The organism is Flavobacterium sediminis (genome assembly GCF_003148385.1).
GTDB lineage: Bacteria > Bacteroidota > Bacteroidia > Flavobacteriales > Flavobacteriaceae > Flavobacterium > Flavobacterium sediminis.
The window spans coordinates 1,182,598-1,203,969 of sequence record NZ_CP029463.1 but is presented as its reverse complement, the minus strand read 5'-3'; the positions used below and the strand labels follow the sequence as shown (position 1 = coordinate 1,203,969).

Below are 21,372 nucleotides of genomic sequence, written 5' to 3'. Positions count from 1 at the left end.
AACTTAACTTAACTATAAATTAATAATGAAAAAAACATTACAATTTTTTGTTTTGTTTTCGGTGGGTCTGGTAACTTTTGCTCAAGACTATAATTCGAAGGTTCAGGAGTATCTGAACACTAACAGACAAAAATTAGGATTAAGCCAATCTGATGTGAATGATTGGTTTGTTGAAAGTACTGCAAACAGTGAAGCGACTGGTATAACCAATTACTACGTAAAACAAAATTATCAAGGAGTTGAAGTTTTTAATTCAGTTTCTAATTTCTGGATTAAAAATGATGCGGTAATAAATGCGGATGTGAAATTTGTTCAGAATTTAAGCTCAAAGATAAATACAGCTACACCTGTTGTAGATGTATTAGAAGCTTTCAATTATGCACATCAAAACTTAGGAGAGAATGCAGTTTCTCACCAGGTGCTCGATTATAACGGAGGTCGAATTGTACTTTCTAACGGAAATTTGGATGATTCAGCTACGGCTAAAATAGTTTATGCTTCAGTAAATGATTATTTGCACTTAGCTTGGGATCTGACATATTACTCTCAAGATTATAAACATCTATGGAGCGTTAGGATTGATGCAGTAAACGGAGAACTTTTGGAAAAACACGACTGGGTTATTTCTTGTGACTTTAAAGGATGTGCTGATCCGGAACATCATCATGATTCACAAAATTTCTTTTCATACAAAAAAATGTTTAATGTACCGACAACTACACTGTTAAGTGAGTCAAGTACATATAATGTTTTACCTTTTGAAATAGAAAGTCCTAATCACGGTTCCAGACAATTACTGTCCAGTCCTTACGACTTAGTGGCTTCGCCTTACGGATGGCATGATATAAATCAAATTGACGGAGCAGAGTATACATATACCAGAGGTAATAATGTTTTTGCTCAAGAAGATCAGAACGGGAATAACGGAAACGGAAATTATCCTGACGGAGGTGCTAGTTTAGTATTCGACTTCCCTTATGGAGGTATAGGTGTTGCTGCGACAACTTATACTGATGCTGCGACAACGAATTTGTTTTATATGAACAACATCATGCACGATGTTTGGTACCATTACGGATTTAATGAAGTTAATGGTAATTTTCAAAAGAATAATTACGGTAACGGAGGAACAACAACTTTCTTTGGTGATTTTGTTTATGCTGATGCTCAAGATGGAAGCGGAACGAATAATGCAAACTTTTCTACACCTGTTGATGGTTCAAGCCCTAGAATGCAAATGTATTTATGGGATGTAGGACCTGTTCCTTATTATTTGACAATAAATTCGCCATCTTCGATAGCCGGAGATTATTATGCGGCAGATAATGCTTTTGATCCGGGGCATATAGATTTACCTGCTCTTCCGGGATTGACTACTGATTTAGTATTGTATCAGGATGCAACTCCTGATAATACCGATGCTTGTGAAACAGCAGTAAATGCTGCTCAATTAGCAGGTAAAATCGTAGTGATTAGAAGAGGAACATGTAATTTCACGGTTAAAGTGTTAAATGCACAGAATGCAGGAGCTGCAGCTGTTATCATTGTTAATAATGATACTGCAAACCCGAACCAATATGTAAACATGTCGGGAGCAGATGCTGGAATTACTATTCCGGCTGTTTTTGTTACCTATAACATAGGGGAAGCATTAATTGCGGAAATGGCTTCCGGAACTGTAAATGCTACATTGAAAAACGATGATGTTACATTTATCAATTCTGATGGAGATTTTGATAATGGAGTTATAGCTCACGAATATACTCATGGTATATCAACTCGTTTGACAGGCGGAGCATCAAATTCTTCTTGTTTGCAGAGTTCAGAACAAATGGGAGAAGGATGGTCTGATTGGGCAGCATTGATGATGCAAGTACAGGCAGGAGACCAACCTACTGATGTAAAAGGGATCGCTACATTTTTATATAGTGAGCCTACAAACGGAACAGGTATCAGACAATATCCTTATTCAACCGATATGTCTATAGATCCTTTAACTTTTGGAGATACAAACGGAATGTGGTATACATATAACGGTTCAGATTATATAGATGTGCACTCAGTAGGAACAGTGTGGGCTACTATGCTTTGGGACTTAACATGGGCGTATATTGATAAGTATGGTTTTGATCCTGATAAATATAACGGAACCGGAGGTAATAATAAAGTAATGCAGTTAGTATTAGATGCAATGAAATTACAGCCTTGTAACCCATCTTTCGTTAGTGGTAGAGATGCTATTATTGCAGCTGATCAGGCAACAACAGGAGGTGAGGATTATTGTATGATCTGGGAAGTATTCGCCAGAAGAGGTCTTGGGGTAAATGCTTCATCAGGAACAAATAGCGGAATAGCAGGTATTAATGATCAAACAGAAGATTTTACTGAGCCTGCACCGGGTCCGAACTGTGTTTTATCAGCTAATTATTTTGAGAATACGGATATGTTTAAAGTATATCCTAACCCGGCGAACAACAACTTAAATATTTCCATCCTGAATTATTCAGGTAAATTAAACATTCAGTTGTTTGATTTGAATGGAAGAGTTGTTGTAGAACAAAAAGTAGATAGCTTTAATTTAGAAAGTACAATCAATATTCAGTCGTTGCAAGCGGGTGTTTATATGTTGAAAGTTCAAGGCGATAATTTAAGTTATACGCAAAAAATCATCAAGCAATAAACTGTTTTTAGATAGTAGATAATAAAAAAAGAGAAGATTTATATCTTCTCTTTTTTTATTTATAAAACCATTTCACTATAGTTGAGTATGGTGCTGAACCCTTTAGTGTTAAAATATTCGGTAGGATCATCTTTGCTGATTACCATCACGAAATCACCACCCCAAGCTCCCAAACTTTTAATCACACCTTTGAAGTCAGGAAATAACTTTTCTTTTACTGTTTCAGTTTCCAGAACATCACTCATTAAAGCCTGATGTTTTTCCATTAAAAGAGCAAAATCACGTCCGTCCTGACAGTCTAAAGCATCAAAAGTAATTTTGTTTATTTTGGAGAAAACTTTGCTGTGGCTATGCTCTTTAGCAAAATATTGTGTGATAGCTGCTGTGCTACTTTGTTTTTTGTTGAGGTATACAAAGTGTATGTTTTCTTTAAATGGCGGGTTAAAATTTACCTTTTTAAAATGTGGCTCATCGTTTTCCAGATAATAAATTATAGGAGCATCACTTTGTGCGCAGGCAACATCATATCCGCTACCGCCAAAACTTTTTCTTAATAGTTCAAAAGCGTCTATTTGTAACCATTGTGCAATATTATTTATAAGCGTTGAAGAAGTTCCCAGTCCCCATAGTCTGGGAAAGGTTAAGTGTGTTTCTATTTTAAAACCGTTATTTTCGTCAATATAAGCAGGATTTTGTTTGTAAGCCTGATACAAAATCTCTATCAGTTTATTTTTTACACCAGAGTAATCATCCGATTTTCTTTTTTTAATAATATCTTCAAATAAAAGAATGTCTTGAAACCAGATACTTTGATCGGCGTCATAACTGGTCCATTCAATTTGGTTTTGGTCAGCAGATGCAATTTCTAAGGTTTGTCCGTATTTTGTAGGAACAGCTAATGCTTTGGCTCCGTCAAGGACTAAATATTCACCTGTAAAAAGTAATTTCCCGTTACTATAATATTTTTTTATTTCCATAGTTTTTAACCGGTTTGCGATAGTAATATCCTTTTTATTGGAGGAAGAAATACTGTTGTAATAGTTTAAAATCAGCTTCTTAAACTTTCTAAATAATCAACAACCAGACTGTGAGAAATAGTAGTGTCTTTAAAGTATTCCAAGACTTGTAATTTTTCTTCTTTAGTGGCGTGATGTTGATTCAGAATGTTCATGATGTGCATTTTCATGTGCCCTTTTTGAATACCTGTAGTGGTTAAGGATCGAACGGCAGCAAAATTCTGTGCCAGACCGGCAGCAGCTATAATTTGCATAAGTTCTTCTGCTGATGGTTTGCCTAACATTTCAAGAGAGAACTTTACTAAGGGATGCAGGGAAGTTAGACCTCCGATGGTACCTAAAGCAAGTGGAATATCCATCCAGAAAGTGAAGATTCCGTTTTCTATTTTAGCATGAGATAAACTAGAATATTGTCCGTCTTTACCGGCAAAGGCATGTACTCCGGCTTCTATCGCTCTGAAATCATTTCCGGTAGCGATAACCACAGCATCAATACCGTTCATAATACCTTTGTTGTGAGTAACGGCTCTATAAGGTTCTATTTCGGCAATTTTGACTGCTGTTGCAAATTTCTCTGCAAATTCTTTTCCTTCAATACTTTTATCATCACTCATATTATCAACGGGGCTCGATACTTCTACGCGAACCAAGCAATTCGGGACATAATTGCTTAAGATACTCATAATAACCTGGATTGTCCGGTTTTCTTTTAGGAAAGGAGTATATTCCTGAGCTTCGTTCACTAACGTCTTAGCAAATTGTTCTAAGCAGGTGTTGATAAAATTAGCTCCCATGCTGTCTTTTGTGTTGAAAGTAGCATGAAGTTGATAGTAGTGCTCTAATTCGTGTGTTTTATTGATTAACTGAATATTGACAATTCCTCCACCTCTTTTTTGCATATTCTTGGTGAATTCATCCGTGTCGATCCAGAATTTTGCTTTTATACAATCAAAAAAGGCTTCTAACTCATCTGCGTTTCCGTCAAATAAAAAATGAACCTGACCGATTTTTTCGGTGTCAATGATGGTAGTTTTAAAACCGCTTCTTTCACTCCAAAACTTGGCCGCTTTAGAAGCTGCAGCTACGACAGAACTTTCTTCAATAGCCATAGGGATTGTGTAGCTCTTTCCGTTAATAAGGAAATTAGGTGCCACACCATAAGGTAAATAAAAATTAGTTAAGGTGTTTTCGATAAATTCGTCGTGAAGTTTTTGAAGTTCCTCATTGTTGTTCCAGTATTGTGTAATTACTGTTTTGGCTTCTGCCGGATTGGAAAAATAAGTTTGAGCAATCCAGTTGATTTTTTCCTCTTTTGTAAGTTTGGAAAAGCCTTTTATGTTTTGGGTCATTTTGCACGTTAATTTAGAAATGCAAAGATAGGAAATATTAGCGTTCTAAAGTTTTAAGCCACTTTTGAAGTGTGTTTTTAAATATTTTTTTGTCAATAGGTTTTATGATGAAATCCTTCATGCCAATGTCCATGCATTTTTCTTTTTCACCGGCAATGATTCCGGCAGTAAGAGCAATAATTATTGCCCTCGGATTAATTTTTCTGATCTCAACAGTTGCCTCATAACCATTCATAACAGGCATTTGGATGTCCATTAAAGTGACTTTAGGGTTAACTTGTTTGAATTTTTTTAGCGCTTCTAATCCGTTATGTGCTTCGTGAATAATGATATTAGGGAAGCTTTTAGATATAAGTGTTTTGGTGAGTAGTAAATTGATCTTGTTGTCTTCTACTATTAATAGGTCTATTGTACTGTTTGATTTGTTTTTTTCTTCAGAAACAGGAATAATGATCGGTTCATTTTCATTATTTATTTTGTTCAGGTAATTTTGGAGGATATTAAGCTTTATCGGTTTTATGATTGAAGAACCGTTTTTGAAATTTTTGATCTCAGGAAAGTTCGTAGTTGCATTATGCATAACAATACACTTAATATTCGGATTGTTTTTGATGATTTTTGCGGTTAATTTATCCCCTAGATATTCATAATCTAATAAGATCAGGTCGTAATTTGAGTTGGCAATGGTTTCGCATAATGTGTCTTTGTCGGTTGCAACGGTGTTTCTGATGTCAAATGAATTGAATATACGTTGAATGATAGCCGCAACACGCGGATTGTCTTCTATGATTAATGTATCTTTAAATTGATTATTGACTAATATAAAATGAGTTTTGCATTTTTCAGCTTTTACATTAAGAATAAAACTGAATGTACTGCCCTTGTTAGGTTCGCTTTCAATAATCAGTTCGCTGTCCATTAATTTCAAAAGATTATTAGTAATGGATAATCCCAGTCCGGTTCCTCCGAAATTACGAGTTGTGGAGGTGTCTTCCTGAGAAAAAGCTTCTAATATTTTAGTCTTGTTTTCCGGTTTTATTCCTATGCCCGTATCTTTAATGCTGAACATTATTTTGGAAAATTCCTGATCGGGATTTTCTTCTACATTTGAAATTTCAATTTCAATTTCACCTTTTAAAGTAAACTTTATCGCATTGCTAAGCAAGTTTTGCAGGATCTGTTTCAATCGTATTTCATCGGTCCAGATGTTGCATTTTATGTCTTCGTGGATATTGATCAGGATTTCCAGACCTTTCTGGTGGGCATTGAACTTGAGCATATCAACAGATTCGTTAACCACAGAATGGATGTCGATTTTACTGTTTTCCAAAAGTAATTTTCCAGCCTCAATTTTTGAAATGTCCAGAATGTCATTTACCACATTTAAAAGTGTTTCTGCAGATTGATTTACAGTCTCTAAGTATTGTTTTTGTACTCCGGTCGTTTCAGTGTTGAGCAATAGTTTACTAAACCCTATGATTCCGTTGAGCGGAGTACGGATTTCGTGGCTCATATTGGCTAAAAATTCAGATTTTGCTTTATTTGATTTTTCAGCAACTTCTTTAGCCAAAATAGCTTCTTCAATATTTTTTCTTTCTGTAATGTCTAAGACTACTCCTTCAATATATTCTATGTTTCCGTCAATAAAGATGGCTTCGCCAAATTCTTCGATCCATATAATGCTGTTGTCTTTTTTTATGATTCGACTTGTAATATGAAACGGAGTTTTATTTTTTACACTAAGGCTGATCTCTTCTAAAGCCGCTTCTTTATCTTCCGGATGGTACAGATCCGAAAGTTTGATCTTGTTACTTAGAAAATCTTCTTTGCTATAGCCGGTAAGTCTTTCAATTTCATTGTTTAAGTATATTTTAGAACGGTTCTCGTCAAATCGAACGAGATAGACACCTGCAGGGATATTGTTGGCTAAGAGCTTAAATTTATCTTCATTTTCTTTTATAATCCTTTCATTATTAATACGGGCAATGGTTGCCGATATATTGTTAGCTAATGTTCTAAGAATGTTCATTTCTTCTGAAGACCATTTCCGTTCCACATAGCAGTCGTCAAAACCCAAGAAACCGAAAAAGGTACTCTTGTAAAAAAGAGGAATGATCAAGATCGATTTGATTTGTTGAGCTAAAAGTATTTCTTTCAGATTACTTGGTTCCAATTCCTGTACAATGGCTTCAAAATTTTCATTTTTTAGCAATTTGCGCATCAAGGTAGGAAATGTATTGTGAGGAACATTCTGTAGATCAGGATTGTTGATCTCAGCAAGTTCAGGGGAAGAAACCCATTCAAATTTTTGACTCAGTAAATTACTGTTCAGATCATTTTCAAAGTAATATAAGCGGTTTACATTTAATGTCTTTGCAATAACTTCAACAGAGGAATCCAGAATCTGATTGTATTCTTTTTTTACCAAAAGTTTGCTGGTAACCTCTGCTATAGCAGTTAATATTTTGTTTTTATAGATGATCTGACTTTCCGCTTCTTTTCGTTTAAAAGTTTGTATTGCTAATGCAATGATCTCAGAAACTGTCTTTGCAAAATTAATGTCTTCATGTGTCCAGTTTCTGATTTTGTCAGTAGCCTCAAAACATAAAATCGCAGTTAATTTTCCGGAAATGTAAATGGGAAGATCTAAAAGTGAGGTAATGTTATAACTCTTAAAATAAGAGTTGTAAAATTCTCGGGTATATGGGTTTTTAGACGCATCAGAAGCAATTACTATAGGCATTGAATCAATTGAGCTAAAATAATTCGGAAATTTATCCTTAAATAATTTAAGATCTGTTGAATGCTTTTTCTCTTTGTGGATGTATAGATTTTCTAAACTGATGTGGTCATCAAAGTTTTCCCAAAGGCTTACGCGTTCAATTTCTAAACCTATGGAGGCCTCTTTAGTGATGTGTTTTAATAATTGACTCAGGCTTTCAAATTTCAGAAAATCAAGCGTTGATAATTTATTTGAAATCTGATTGAGGTGAGTGATGCGGTCTAAGCGTCGTTTCTCCTCCATTTCTACAGACTTTGTAAACGTGATATCCCGCATTATAGAAGAATATCCGGTAATTTTGCCATATTCATTTCTTTGAATGGAGATTTTTTGAGAAACCCAAATACTTGTTCCGTTCTTAGCTAGAATAGGAAATTCCAGAATTTCTATTTCTGCATTCTCTACTCCGTTACTGATGTAGTAATTCTCGATGGTTTTTTTATAATCGTCTCTTATAAAATTGCTATAGTGCTTACCTATTAGTTCATGAGATTCATATCCTGTAAGTTGAAACGTAAAGTCGTTACAATACGTTATAACACCATATTTGTCTGTTTCATAAATAATATCTCGGGCATTTTTAACAAATTCATAGTATTTATTCTCAATGAGGATTTTAGACGTAATGTCCTGTCCGCTGGCAACAAAAAGATTGTCGTTGTATTTGAAGTCAGACCATTGAATGTATTTGATTTCTCCGTTCTTACATCGTAATTTCCGATTGTAAATAGTGTTAGGCTTAAATTTTTGATTGTAATCAACATTTTTAAAATCGGTATCCTGTGTCAGTTTCCAAAAATTATCTCCCATTACCTCTTCCGGTGTATAGCCTAGAATTTTAGAGATTGAATCGTTGCAATAAACCAGATTTCCTAATTTATCTGTAGCAATGATTAATGAATTCGCATTATTGATAATCTCATTTGAGAGAAATAACTTCTCGTTTGTGTGAATGATATTAAGTCTTCGGGCAAAGTTGATGACTAATATGATAAAGATCGAATTGATTAAGGCTATAAGCGGTATTGTTTCACCCGGTTTCAGGTATAAAAGTCCCAACAAAAACAGAAAAGACAGAGAAATGAATAAAAAGTATATTTTTATTTGTTTGAAAATATTGAAAGAGAAAAAAAGCAATAGAAGATATTCTGAAAAAGTGATGAAATCAATTTTATAGAATACTAAATTATAGATAGTTGTAGCATAATAAGCTAAAAAACAAACTGTAAATAGCGTTTGGGAATACTTTATGAATTGTTTCTTGGAAGTAAGATAAAAAAAGAAAAGACAAATTCCGCCAAGAACAAGAGAGTCGATAAGCTTGTAATGGTTAGTGCTGCCAAAGATCTGATGGAAAATTTCAACAGAAGGGAAAATAAGACCTAAATACAGAAAGTAAGTGTTGAATTCAGCAGCGTCATGCGTTTCTAACAGAATACTGTTTCTGAATTTGAATTTTGTAGACTTATTCCATATTCGGGCAAAGAAAATAGAGATAACAATAAATGAAAAAAGATAAATAACTAAATATTTGTAAAAAATACTCAGTTTAATAAAAGAAAAGAAACTGAGAACAAAACACAACGACGCCTGAACGGATGAAATTTCCACTCCGTTTATCAGGTTAAAAAGCAGGCAGTAACTTTGCGTCATTTATTGTAAAAAAAATATGTTTTAAAGTTAAAAAAAAATTATTTGTTTGATTAAAATAGGTTAAAATTTATGGCTGTCTCATATATTTTCACTAAAATTGGGGGTTTTTTACATATTTTATAAAATGAAGACAATAAAATTTATAACGTTATTATTCTTATGTAGTTCAGTTTCATTAGTTGCCCAACAAAAGTTATCGCTGGAAGAGATCTGGTCGGGTGCTTTTAGGACTAAAGGAATGGATGAGTTACATGCTATGAAAAATACGAACCAATATACCGTATTAAATTTTGATAGAAGTACTCGTACCATGCAGATCGACTTGTATGACTTTCAGACTCTGGATAAAGTAAAAACACTTTTCGATACCAAGAATTTTACTGAAATTCAATATGTAGACTCATATACTTTTGATGAAAAAGAAGGAAAAATCCTTATTGCGACTAATTCAAAACCTATTTTCAGACATTCTTTTACTGCTGAATATTTTGTATTAGATATCGCGACCCAAAAAATACAAAAATTAACAAACAAAGAGGTTCAGGAACCAACTTTCTCCCCTGATGGTACTAAGGTAGCATTTGCTTTCCAGAATAATTTATACATAAAAGACCTGCTTTCCGGAGTTGAAGAACAAATTACAACTGACGGTAAAAAGAACCATATCATTAACGGTATTACAGACTGGGTTTATGAAGAAGAATTTGCTTTTGTGAGAGCCTTTGACTGGAATGCTTCCGGAGATAAACTGGCTTACATCCGTTTTGATGAATCTCAGGTTCCGGAATTTTCAATGGACATTTACAATCAAGGATTATATCCGACACAGGAAGTGTTCAAATATCCGAAAGCCGGTGAGAAAAACTCTGAAGTTTCTTTGCATGTTTTTGATGCAAGATCAAATAAAACAAAAACCGTTGATTTAAGTAATTATAATGATTTTTACATCGCTAGGATTGATTGGACTAAGGACTCAAATATTTTGAGTGCTCAGGTTTTAAACCGACATCAGAATAATTTAGACTTGTTGTTTATTGATGGTACAACTGCAATCGCTAAAGTGGTTTTAAACGAAAAAGACAAGGCTTATGTTGATGTTACAGATAATCTGACATTCTTAAGTGATAATAGTTTTATCTGGACTTCCGAGCAAAGCGGATACAATCATATTTACCATTACGATAAGAGCGGGAAGTTGAAAAAACAAGTAACTAACGGAAATTGGGAAGTAACAGCTTACTATGGTTATGATGAAAAAAATAAAACAGTATACTATCAATCGGTAGAGAACGGATCTATTAACCGTGATATTTATGCTGTAAAAATAAATGGTAAAGGCAAAATAAGATTGTCAGAGCAAACCGGAACAAATGAGGCTACTTTCAGTCCTAATTTCCAGTATTATATCAATAGTTTTTCCAATGCCACAACAGCACCGGTTTATACCTTGAACAATTCTAAGGACGGAAAAGTGTTAAAGACAATAGTTGAAAATAAAATATTGGAAGCAAAATTGGCTCAATACGATGTGGCCCCTAAAGAATTTTTTACACTTACTACAGAAAAGGGGCATGAACTAAATGCCTGGATCATTAAACCGAAAAATTTTGATGTATCTAAAAAATATCCGGTTTTCATGTATCAATATTCAGGCCCCGGTTCTCAACAAGTAGCCAATAACTGGAACAATATCAATGATTACTGGTTTATGATGTTGGCACAACAAGGCTATCTTGTAGTCTGTGTTGACGGTAGAGGAACAGGTTTCAAAGGAGCAGAATTTAAAAAATGTACCTATAAGGAATTGGGAAAATATGAAGTAGAAGATCAAATTGATGCGGCAAAAGTGATTGGGAAATACCCTTATGTAGATGCTACCCGAATTGGTATTTTCGGATGGAGTTACGGAGGCTTTATGGCTTCAAACTGTATTTTCCAGGGAGCAGATGTGTTTAAGACAGCTATTGCAGTAGCTCCGGTAACAAGTTGGAGATATTATGACAGTATTTATACAGAGCGTTACATGCAAACGCCTCAGGAAAATCCGGGAGGCTATGATAACAACTCGCCTATAACACATGTACAAAAGTTGCAAGGAAACTTTTTGTTAATTCACGGAACAGCAGATGATAACGTACATGTTCAAAATTCTATGAAAATGATAGAAGCTTTGGTTCAGGCTAACAAACAATTTGACTGGGCAATCTATCCGGATAAAAATCATGGAATCTACGGAGGTAAAACCCGCCTTCAGCTGTATACTAAAATGACCAACTTTATAAAAGAGAAATTATAATGGAGATTGCACAGAAGAATCAAAAAGAATTATTCGGACACCCAGTAGGGCTATATGTTTTGTTTTTTACGGAAATGTGGGAGCGTTTTTCCTATTATGGAATGCGAGCCATTTTAGTATTATATTTAGTAGCTAAAACAACTGATCCAAATGCCGGTTTAGGGTGGACACAAGCCGAGGCACTTTCTCTTTATGGTTGGTATACGATGCTAGTTTATGTAGCATCAATTCCGGGAGGATATATAGCTGATAAATTGATAGGGCAAAAAAAATCGGTTTTAATAGGTGGGTTACTTCTGGTATTAGGACACGGTATCTTAGCAGTAGAAGAGTTATGGGCTTTTTACAGTGGTTTAGGACTTATTATTGCGGGTGTAGGATTGTTAAAGCCAAATATTTCAACAATGGTTGGCGGACTTTACAGACAAGGAGATATCAGAAGAGACAAAGGATTTACTATCTTTTATATAGGAATTAATGTAGGCGCCTTTTTGGCATCATTGGTTGTCGGATATGTCGGCGAAAATATCGGGTGGCATTATGGCTTTGGTTTAGCCGGAATCGGGATGTTATTAGGACAAATTATTTATATGCTTGGCCAAAAAAACTTGACACATGTAGGTAATTATTTAGGTAAATCGGCAAAACACGAGGCTTCAGAAGATTTTGATAAACCTTTGACAAAAATTGAAAAAGACAGGATCATAGTTTTACTTCTTTCTTTCTTAATTGTGATTGTTTTTTGGGGAGCATTTGAACAGGCTGGAGGTTTAATGAATATTTATACTTCTGAAAAAACAGATAGAGTCTTATCTTTTTCATTGCCATTAATCGGAAATACTGTTCCGGCTTCTTGGTTTCAATCTTTGAATGCGTTGTTCATTATCATTTTCGGTACAATTGTAGCATCTTTTTGGGCCAATAGAAAAATTAAAAATAAAGAAGCTTCTTCTTTATTCAAAATGGCAATAGGAACCATGATTATGGGATTCGGGTTTTTATTCATGACAGCAGCGGCAGCACAATATGATGCGCAAGGGTCATCAGCAATGTATTGGTTAGTATTAGCTTATTTATTTCACACTATAGGGGAATTGTCTTGTTCTCCGGTTGCATTATCTTTTATTACTAAGTTATCTCCTGCAAAATATGGCTCAATTATGATGGGGATTTATTTTGCAATGACCGGTTTTGGAAATAAAGTGGCTGGTTTGCTAGGAGAATCTGCTTCAGAATTAGGGGAGTATACCATATTCACAGGTATTGCTGTTTTTTGTATGCTTTTCGGGGCTTTAATTTTGATGTTCCTTAAAAAGCTAAAAGCTTTAACCCACGGAGCAGAAGAAAGAGAAAGTTAATTATATAACGATAAATTTCATGAGTCAAACAACAAGTCACTTTTTTAAAAGTAAGGTTTTAGGGCATCCAAGCGGATTATTTGTATTGTTTTTTACCGAAATGTGGGAGCGTTTTTCGTTTTACGGAATGCGAGTTCTATTGGTGAATTTTTTAACAGCAGCAGCTATTGGTTCTAATCCCGGTTGGGAGTGGTCGGCTGAAAATGCAGGTGCTTTATTTGGAACTTATGCTATGCTTCTTTATCTAACACCTATTGCCGGGGGTATTATCGCAGATAAAGTTACAGGTTATAGATGGGCTGTAGTAATAGGAGCCTTTATTATGACCTTAGGGCATGCTGCTATGGCTGTAGAGACTGAATTGATGTTGTATATAGGATTAGCTTTATTAGTTATAGGAACAGGTTTTTTTAAGCCTAATATGACTTCTATTATATCTGAAATGTATAAAGATTTGCCTGAAAAAAAGGACGGAGCCTATACGATCTTTTATATGGGAGTTAATGCCGGAGCATTCTTCGGGATGATGCTTTGTGGTTATTTAGCCGAGAGAATCGGATGGAGTTGGGGCTTTGGATTAGCAGGTGTCTTTATGTTGTTAGGAACGTTACAATTCTGGTTAGCTAAACCTTTATTTGGAACTATAGGAGATGTGCCGTCTAAAACACCGGTAGTTGAAACAGAAGATGGAGAAGTGATAGAAGGGAAATCTTCTGACTCTAAAGAGGTAGAAAAGTTAAATCCTTTTACACTTATTGATAAGATATTAATAGTTGTTTCGACTGTTATTGGTTTAGGTTATGCAATTAATGATCCGCTATCAAAGATTGCAGGAATTGATATTTTTGGTTTTTTACAGATAGGTAGTCTGGAAGGACAATACGTAGCAGTTCTTTTCGGATTATTAGTGTTTTTAGTATTAGTGATCTATAGAATTGCAAGGTATACTACTATAGTTAGAGATAGAATGATAGCGGTGATTATATTTGCTTTCTTTACGGTATTCTTCTGGATGAGTTTTGAACAAGGAGCTTCTTCACTTGTTTTGTTTGCAAGAGATAGTGTAGATCGGGTATTGACAGGAAATGCACAAATGACTTTTAACATAGTTAATACTCTATTAACTGTTGTTCCGCTTGCGATCATAACTTGGGTGTTATATTTATTGGCTAAAGAAACTAAACATAAAATTTTAGGATCAAATATAATTCTGGCAATTTGTTTTGCCGGAATATGGGGGCTTGTTATTTGGATGTTGAAAAGAGAATTTTCTGCTGAAGTTGCAGAAATTACAGTTTCATGGTTTTCTATTCTGAATTCATTTTTTATAATTGCATTTGCTAACGTATTCTCAAAATGGTGGGATTCCAAATATAACCCCTCTGCAGCAGTTAAATACGGATTAGGATTAATTATTATGGCTGTTGGATTTGGTTTGTTGGCATTTGGTTCGTACGGATTGATTGATGGAGTGAAAGTGAGTATGGTATGGCTTATTTTGGCTTATCTGTTTCATACGTTAGGGGAACTATGTTTGTCACCTGTTGGGCTTTCTTATGTTTCAAAATTAGTTCCGGCAAGAATGATTGCATTTATGTTCGGAATGTGGTATTTGGCAATTGCAATCGGAAATAAGGCAGCAGCTGTTTTGGGAGGGCAAATTGAAAATATAACTAAAGAATATAGCTTGTCTACTTTCTTTTTAATTTTTACAATCGTTCCAATTATAGCAGGACTTTTAGTGATTGCATTAAACCCTTTCTTGAAGAAACTAATGCACGGTGTAAAATAAGTTACACAACTTGGCACTCTTTTTGTTAATTTTATAGAAAAGAACTCAAATGAAAAAAATTATTGTATTATCATTTTTATTTTTAAGTGTATTGTCAGTACAGGCACAGGAACTGGAATGGCACACAGATATATCAGATGCGGCAAAAGAGTCGTTAAAGACTAAAAAGCCATTAATGCTGTTCTTTACTGGTTCCGATTGGTGCGGCTGGTGTAAACGTTTACAAAAAGAAGTTTTTCAAACACCTGAATTTAAAAAATGGGCAAAGAAAAATGTGGTTTTAGTAGAGTTGGATTATCCCAAAAGAACACCTCAGGAGCAAGCCTTAAGAGAGCAGAACTTTAATTTGCAACAAATGTTCGGAGTAACAGGATACCCTACAATTTGGTTTGTACAACCTGAAAAGAAAGAAGGGAAAAAAGTAAACCTGAATCCGTTAGGCAATACCGGATATGTGGCTGGAGGACCAACTAAATGGCTCGAAGTAGCCGATGGTCTTATAGAGGACAAGAAATAAAAAAGATTAAAATTTATAAAATCCCTTTTCAGCAGTAGCATGAAAAGGGATTTTTTCTTTTCTGCAAGTCGATTTCCAGATTTTAATGAAGTAAAAATTATTACTGCCATCTGCAATAATTTTTTGAGGATCAATATCTTTAATGAGCCTTTCTAAATTGATTTTCGGGTTCTGTGTCAAGATCACAATGTCCGGTTTTAAAGAAATATTATAAATGCCTGAACTATCGATGATCAAGCATCTTTTTTTACGAATGAAGAAAGTGTTGGAAAGAGGTTTGATCGAAATGTCATCTGTAAAAGTACCTTTCTTATAATCCATAATGATTTTGTGGTTTTCTTCCGGATTATTTGTAAAAAAGACGGTTTGCTTTGGGGTGACTCTTTGTGCTAAAACGGAATGAGAGCTGTGAAACAGAATAAGCTCTTTTTTATTGTTTTGGTACACAAAGGTCCCAATATATCCTAATTGAACAAATAATAAACTATATAAAACCCATCTGAAGTTTTTGAAGTTTTTGTTGTAAAGCCAGAACAGAAAGCTAAAAATAAAGGTATAGCTTAGAAAACAGAGTAGTGGAGTATAAGCTATATTTCGAATGGTTAAATCGTGCCAATGGGCTAATCGGTCAATGAATAAGTTTAAATAATGAACAAAAAATTCTATCAGGTCAGCAATGAATTTTGATAGCGCAGGAATCATAAAATGGCAGATAAGTAAGCTTAAACTTAAAATTAACACCAAGGTGACTAAAGGGATAGCAACAATATTGGCCGGTAGAAATAATATCGGAAACTGGTTGAAATAAAGTATGCTAAGAGGTAATACACCTATTTGGGCAGATATAGAAACCAGAATAATATCTATAAAATAGATAATAGACTTATTGGAACTGAATCTGAAGTATTTAAAAAAAGGATTGAATAGAACAATGCTTAGCACTGCTGCATAGCTCAACTGAAACCCGATGTCAAATAAGGAATTCGGATTAAAAAGCAATAATAGGAGTGCAGAAGCAGCAATAAGATTATAGACAGCATTCGTTTTATTGAGTATCTTTCCTAAAGCAATTAAACTGAATACCGTAACAGCTCGACTTACTGATGGAGAAAAACCGGTTAATAAGGCAAAACCCCATAATAATGAAAGAATGATGAAGAGTTGTATGAATAAACCATATGTAAGCCGTTTAAGCGGATTGGTCAGAAAAAGTAGAATAAGATATAAGATTCCGATATGTAAGCCGGAAATAGCTAAGATATGCATGACGCCGGCATCTTGATAATTTTGAGTGATCGTATCATCCAATAAGAAACGTTCTCCTAAAATTAATGCTTCAATGATGGCTGTGGTTTGTTTTTCCCAATTGTAACTTTCAAAGACGGAAAGTAATTTTCTTTTAATCCGATAGAGATAAAAACGAAAGCCTTTGTCATTCCCGATGTAAAGTATGGCTTGTTTTTTTAGAAAGATAACCTGATAGATCTGTTTGTTTCTCAGATAGTCAGCATAGTTGAATTGATAGGGGTTCAGGTTTTGAAGTAACGGAGAAAACTGAGAACGAAAAACAATTTTGTCGTCAGGAATAAAATGTTTCGTTAATTCTTTAGGGATATATAATAACGCTTTTCCAAAAGTAGCTTGTTCTTCTATAGAAGTTATCTCAATAAGATATTTAGACTGCTTTTCGGAAGTTTTTAATTCGCTGATTATTTTGCCGGAAATGAGTTGTGTGGTATTCTCTTTATAGTGAGTATAGTGGTCCCTATATTGGTTTTCGATATGAACGGTATGAAGAATTGAACCCAGTAGTAGACTTAAAATAAGCGAGTTCACGCCAAAAAGAACACTGGGAATAAGTTGGCGTTTGGTTTGCAGAAAGGCATAAAGCCACAAGCACAATGTCAGTACAACAACTATGCTGATAAAAAGGTATGAAAACCTTAAAAAATGATGTAGCGCAATGCCAAGAGCTATACCTAAAGTATAGACAATTAGCGGATAAGGAAAAAATTTCAAATGTTTGAAATATACTTAAACCAACAATAACTTATTCAATTAAGCGGTTAATCTGCGCAAAAGTGTTAGCATAATAGCGCTCAGCAGTAGATGATACAATAACTCCGCTACTTGTGGAGGCATGTATGAATTTTATTTCGTTACCGTTTATTTCTGTAATGATGCCCACGTGGTTAATGGATCTTTTGCCGTTAGTCTTAAAAAAAATCAGATCACCGGGTAGCGCTTTGCTTTTAGAGACCTTTTTTCCTTGTAAGGCTAAACTGCCGGATGTACGCGGAACATTTATGTCAAAACTTTTAAAAGTTGTATAGACTAAGCCGGAACAATCCATTCCGGATTTGGTAGTACCACCTGTTCGGTAGCGAACACCTTTGTAGTCCATTGCTTTATCAACAATTTCATAAGCAATTCCTGTTTTTTTAGCAGTATAACTTTTTGGGAAGAAGCGGAAGTAGTAACAGAAACTTTATCTTTTTTAGAAGTTGCATTAGTATAGCTGTAAATTCCCTTTGATTTTGCTTCTTCTTTAGAGGTTACAATTGATGATTTTGTTTTACAGCTTGTTACTACCAGACTCAGTCCTAAAATGTATACCAGTTGTTTCAAAATTGCTTACTTTTTTGCTAATGTAAGATTATTTCTTAAAACTGTCAATAATTAATTCAGCCGTTTTTTCACTTGCTCCTAATCCGCCGAGTTTAACTTCTAATAGATTAAAATCCTTGATCATTTTAGTGCGTCCCTTTTCATCTAATATTTTTTCCAGTTCTCTCTTTAAGTTTTTAGTGTTTAATTCGCTTTGTATTAATTCTGTTACAACTTCCCGATCCATGATCAGATTAACCAGTGAGATGTATTTCAGGGTTATAATTCGCTTTGCAATCTGATAGGAAATCCAGTTTCCTTTATAACATACCACTTCCGGAACTTTAAAAAGAGCGGTCTCTAAAGTGGCAGTACCGGATGTTACCAAAGCAGCATGTGCTATACTTAACAGATCATAGGTTTTATTGGTAATGAAATGAATGTTCTGATTGGTTAGAAAAGGCTCGTAAAAACTATCATCTTGCCCGGGTGCACCGGCTATTACAAATTGATAATCTGGAAAATGCTTTACAACAGACAGCATAATAGGGAGCTTTGTGTTGATCTCCTGTTTGCGACTTCCGGGTAATAAAGCAATAATAGGTTTGCTACTTAATCCATGAGTCTTAAGAAAAGTCTCTTTATCAACCGAAGGTCTGTTTTCAATTGCGTCGATAAGCGGATGTCCTACAAAGTGAACATTAAAGTGATGTTTGTTTTCATAAAAATCCTTTTCAAAAGGAAGAATAACATACATGTGGTCAATATCACGTTTTATGGCGTTGATCCTCTTTTCTTTCCAGGCCCATATTTGCGGAGAAATATAATAATGCGTAGGAATACCTTGTTCTTTTGCCCATTTAGCAATGCGCATGTTGAAACCCGGATAATCAATAAAGATTAAAGCATCCGGCTGAAAAGCCAAAATGTCTTTTTTACAAAAAGAGATATTATTTAAGATGGTCTTGAGATTCATTATTACTTCGGCAAACCCCATAAAAGCCAGATCCCGATAGTGTTTTACTAAAGTTCCGCCGGCTTTTTGCATAAGATCTCCTCCCCAAAAGCGTATATCTGCTTTATCATCTTTTTTGAAAAGGGATTTCATAAGATTGGAACCGTGCAGATCACCGGAAGCTTCACCTGCAATAATGTAATATTTCATATTAGAGGATTAGGGTTAAAACCGTTAAAAAGAACATTGCCAGGATTATACCTCTTGCCATTAATTCTTTGTTTTTATTCAGTAAAATAAAAAATAAAATCAAATTCAGTACAGCTCCCAGGGTAATGATTTTGCCGATCATTCCTGCCTGACGCATCGCAGTGAACCCGTTTAGAAAACCTACTTCTGTAAAAAATTGCAGTACAATAAAACACCCGATGAAGCCTCCTAAAAGCCCCAATAAGAATCCGATAAAAATATCTTTCTTGTTTTTCATATTATAAATCCCAATTGTTTAAGGTTTGAATAGCATGATGAGCTGTTAGGTCAAACTGTACGGGAACGACTGATACAAAGCCATTTTCTAATGCGTATTCATCTGTGTCATGCCCTTTGTCCTGATTGATAAATTCTCCGGTTAACCAATAATATTCTTTTCCCTGAGGATTGATGCGTTTGTCAAATTCTTCTACCCACATCGCTTTAGCCTGTCGGCATACTTTCATTCCTTTGATTTCTCCTTTGTCAGCTTTAGGGAAATTAACATTCAGAACTATTCCGTCAGGAAGCCCGTTTTGTAATACCTCCAAGGCTATTTTCTTAACATATTTTTTTACCGGTTCAAAATCGGTGTCCCAACCGTAATCTAAATGCGAAAAACCGATTGCAGGAATACCCTCAATTCCGGCTTCTACAGCTGCCGACATCGTGCCTGAGTAGATAACATTAATAGAAGAATTAGAACCGTGGTTAATCCCGGAAACGCATAGATCCGGTTTTCTTTTTAAAATTTCATGAACCGCCATTTTGACACAATCTACCGGAGTACCGGAACAACTGTATTCGTACTCTAAGTCTTTGTCAAGTAGTACTTTATCTAAGTGTAATGTGTTATTGATTGTGATGGCATGTCCCATTCCGCTTTGCGGACTATCCGGAGCAACTACCGCAACATGTCCTATTTCTTTCATCACTTCTATTAGGGTTCGGATACCGGGTGAAACTATACTATCGTCGTTTGTAACTAAGATTAAGGGTTTGTCCATAATTTTTTTTGCTAAAAAGATTAATTTAGTCAAAACTGACTAATAAAGAGTAGTTTACAAGAACCGAAAGAGTTATCGGTAACGATTTAGTAATGGTGCTTACTACACTTGCTTTCATTCAATTACCTTGTAAATCATTACTGCAAATGTATAAAAAATAAAGGTAAAGCAGTGAAACTTTACCTTTATTTTTCGTCTTGCTCGTCCATCCTTTTGATAAGTGCATCCCGAAGACTATCGAGGAACTTTGTTCGGTTTATCTTCCTGCCTTTCAGTTCCAAATAGGAATGGTAGAAATCCCCTAAGTCAATATTAAATATATTTTCAAAAGTCTTGGCGATGATTTTTATATCTGCATTACCATTGTCAATTGAACCCTGCGAATGCAGCGAATAAATCAACTCAATGAGTGAAGTTTTACTACCTGTCCAGTTTAGGGGAGGCGTTTCAAGTAGCTTTCTCTGATTGTTATTGCTCAACTGGTCTTCGAGGTAAACCTGTATCAAGTCGTTGGCAATAATCTTAGCTACCTTGTAATCGTGCGAGGTTGCAAAATTATGGTCTGCTTCAAAATAATAGGTGTCTAAACTCAACTTTATATCGTGCTTGCCACGTAAAAAGAATTTATAGTCCAGATGAGTGCTGTTGGTTCTGTAATACTTGTAAAATTCCAAATTAGCATCGAAATACCTCTTGATTTTGGAAAGCTCAACATTCAGATATTTCTTGATGATTTTATCGCCGCCTCGTGGTCTTTTTGTTTCAATCTTGTAAATGGCATTGAAGTAGATGAGCTTCGATACTAATTGAGGCTTTAGCTGTTTGAAAAAAAGTATTTCGGCTTCATCATCTTTAAATCCATTCTTCTTAATGTATTTTTTTATCTCCTCAAGTTTCTGCAAGACTAATATAATTGCATTTTCATACGATATCAATGAATTACTTGGCTCATAGGTCAATTCGTTAATTCTATCGTCTAATTCGTTTATTATAGTTTGGTAATAATTTGTCATCGAAAGCGAAATTTAAAGTATGAAACCAATTAAAAAGCACAAAATGAGGCAGCAATTGCAGATAGCCCACAATAAATTGCCTCATTTTAGTATGTATT

The 21,372-nt window shown here is 34.8% G+C and carries 15 protein-coding genes; 5 read left to right on the top strand and 10 right to left on the bottom strand.

Annotated features, from left to right (window positions below):
• Positions 1 to 25 precede the first annotated feature (25 nt).
• The gene (locus DI487_RS05660) at positions 26 to 2,680 is read left to right on the top strand and encodes a T9SS-dependent M36 family metallopeptidase (protein WP_109568765.1); all 2,655 of its coding nucleotides are present in this window, start codon (positions 26 to 28) and stop codon (positions 2,678 to 2,680) included.
• 59 nt (positions 2,681 to 2,739) lie between these two features.
• Here the strand turns inward: DI487_RS05660 and DI487_RS05655 are convergent, their stop codons facing one another.
• From DI487_RS05655 to DI487_RS05645, 3 genes are all read right to left on the bottom strand, one after another.
• Positions 2,740 to 3,657: a GYDIA family GHMP kinase gene (locus DI487_RS05655; RefSeq protein WP_109568764.1), complete on the bottom strand. Its 918-nt coding sequence runs from the start codon at positions 3,655 to 3,657 to the stop codon at positions 2,740 to 2,742.
• 71 nt (positions 3,658 to 3,728) lie between these two features.
• Positions 3,729 to 5,066, bottom strand: a complete 1,338-nt coding sequence (locus DI487_RS05650) for a hydroxymethylglutaryl-CoA reductase, degradative (RefSeq protein WP_262498009.1) — start codon at positions 5,064 to 5,066, stop codon at positions 3,729 to 3,731.
• Positions 5,067 to 5,082: 16 nt separating this feature from the next.
• On the bottom strand, positions 5,083 to 9,480 hold the full coding sequence (locus DI487_RS05645) for a PAS domain S-box protein (protein ID WP_109568762.1): 4,398 nt from the start codon (positions 9,478 to 9,480) through the stop codon (positions 5,083 to 5,085).
• Between the two features lie 124 nt (positions 9,481 to 9,604).
• Between DI487_RS05645 and DI487_RS05640 the strand changes: the two genes are divergently transcribed.
• Genes DI487_RS05640 through DI487_RS05625 form a run of 4 tightly spaced genes read left to right on the top strand, consistent with a single transcriptional unit; the run spans position 9,605 to position 15,443 of the window.
• A complete protein-coding gene (locus tag DI487_RS05640) occupies positions 9,605 to 11,776 on the top strand; it encodes a S9 family peptidase (protein ID WP_109568761.1) in 2,172 nt (723 codons plus the stop codon).
• A complete protein-coding gene (locus DI487_RS05635) occupies positions 11,776 to 13,134 on the top strand; it encodes a peptide MFS transporter (protein WP_179948692.1) in 1,359 nt (452 codons plus the stop codon). Before DI487_RS05640 ends, DI487_RS05635 begins: the two co-directional genes overlap by 1 nt.
• 19 nt (positions 13,135 to 13,153) lie before the next feature.
• Complete coding sequence (locus tag DI487_RS05630; RefSeq protein WP_109568759.1) at positions 13,154 to 14,926, top strand: peptide MFS transporter; 1,773 nt, start codon at positions 13,154 to 13,156, stop codon at positions 14,924 to 14,926.
• A gap of 49 nt (positions 14,927 to 14,975) precedes the next feature.
• The gene (locus DI487_RS05625; RefSeq protein WP_109568758.1) at positions 14,976 to 15,443 is read left to right on the top strand and encodes a thioredoxin family protein; all 468 of its coding nucleotides are present in this window, start codon (positions 14,976 to 14,978) and stop codon (positions 15,441 to 15,443) included.
• 6 nt (positions 15,444 to 15,449) lie between these two features.
• Here DI487_RS05625 and DI487_RS05620 read toward each other — a convergent pair whose 3' ends face one another.
• From DI487_RS05620 to DI487_RS05595, 7 genes are all read right to left on the bottom strand, one after another.
• Positions 15,450 to 17,462, bottom strand: a complete 2,013-nt coding sequence (locus tag DI487_RS05620) for a ComEC/Rec2 family competence protein (RefSeq protein WP_109568757.1) — start codon at positions 17,460 to 17,462, stop codon at positions 15,450 to 15,452.
• A gap of 31 nt (positions 17,463 to 17,493) precedes the next feature.
• Positions 17,494 to 17,847 carry a C40 family peptidase gene (locus DI487_RS05615; protein ID WP_109568756.1) on the bottom strand — a complete coding sequence of 118 codons (354 nt, stop codon included), beginning with the start codon at positions 17,845 to 17,847 and terminating at the stop codon, positions 17,494 to 17,496.
• Entirely contained in the window at positions 17,778 to 18,071 is a 294-nt protein-coding gene (locus DI487_RS15975) for a hypothetical protein (RefSeq protein ID WP_146193374.1), read from the bottom strand. Before DI487_RS15975 ends, DI487_RS05615 begins: the two co-directional genes overlap by 70 nt.
• A 28-nt stretch (positions 18,072 to 18,099) precedes the next feature.
• Positions 18,100 to 19,215: a lipid-A-disaccharide synthase gene (lpxB, locus tag DI487_RS05610; protein WP_109568755.1), complete on the bottom strand. Its 1,116-nt coding sequence runs from the start codon at positions 19,213 to 19,215 to the stop codon at positions 18,100 to 18,102.
• Between the two features lies 1 nt (position 19,216).
• Entirely contained in the window at positions 19,217 to 19,492 is a 276-nt protein-coding gene (locus DI487_RS05605) for a hypothetical protein (RefSeq protein WP_109568754.1), read from the bottom strand.
• 1 nt (position 19,493) lies between these two features.
• A complete protein-coding gene (surE, locus tag DI487_RS05600) occupies positions 19,494 to 20,261 on the bottom strand; it encodes a 5'/3'-nucleotidase SurE (RefSeq protein ID WP_109570616.1) in 768 nt (255 codons plus the stop codon).
• A gap of 185 nt (positions 20,262 to 20,446) precedes the next feature.
• Positions 20,447 to 21,274: an RteC domain-containing protein gene (locus tag DI487_RS05595; protein ID WP_066434328.1), complete on the bottom strand. Its 828-nt coding sequence runs from the start codon at positions 21,272 to 21,274 to the stop codon at positions 20,447 to 20,449.
• Positions 21,275 to 21,372: the final 98 nt, after the last annotated feature.

Coding starts and splice junctions, on each gene's coding strand:
- DI487_RS05660 (WP_109568765.1), top strand. CDS start 26: ATGAAAAAAACATTACAATTTTTTGTTTTGTTTTCGGTGGGTCTGGTA.
- DI487_RS05655 (WP_109568764.1), bottom strand. CDS start 3,657: ATGGAAATAAAAAAATATTATAGTAACGGGAAATTACTTTTTACAGGT.
- DI487_RS05645 (WP_109568762.1), bottom strand. CDS start 9,480: ATGACGCAAAGTTACTGCCTGCTTTTTAACCTGATAAACGGAGTGGAA.
- DI487_RS05640 (WP_109568761.1), top strand. CDS start 9,605: ATGAAGACAATAAAATTTATAACGTTATTATTCTTATGTAGTTCAGTT.
- DI487_RS05635 (WP_179948692.1), top strand. CDS start 11,776: ATGGAGATTGCACAGAAGAATCAAAAAGAATTATTCGGACACCCAGTA.
- DI487_RS05630 (WP_109568759.1), top strand. CDS start 13,154: ATGAGTCAAACAACAAGTCACTTTTTTAAAAGTAAGGTTTTAGGGCAT.
- DI487_RS05625 (WP_109568758.1), top strand. CDS start 14,976: ATGAAAAAAATTATTGTATTATCATTTTTATTTTTAAGTGTATTGTCA.
- DI487_RS05615 (WP_109568756.1), bottom strand. CDS start 17,847: ATGGACTACAAAGGTGTTCGCTACCGAACAGGTGGTACTACCAAATCC.
- lpxB (WP_109568755.1), bottom strand. CDS start 19,215: ATGAAATATTACATTATTGCAGGTGAAGCTTCCGGTGATCTGCACGGT.
- DI487_RS05605 (WP_109568754.1), bottom strand. CDS start 19,492: ATGAAAAACAAGAAAGATATTTTTATCGGATTCTTATTGGGGCTTTTA.
- surE (WP_109570616.1), bottom strand. CDS start 20,261: ATGGACAAACCCTTAATCTTAGTTACAAACGACGATAGTATAGTTTCA.
- DI487_RS05595 (WP_066434328.1), bottom strand. CDS start 21,274: ATGACAAATTATTACCAAACTATAATAAACGAATTAGACGATAGAATT.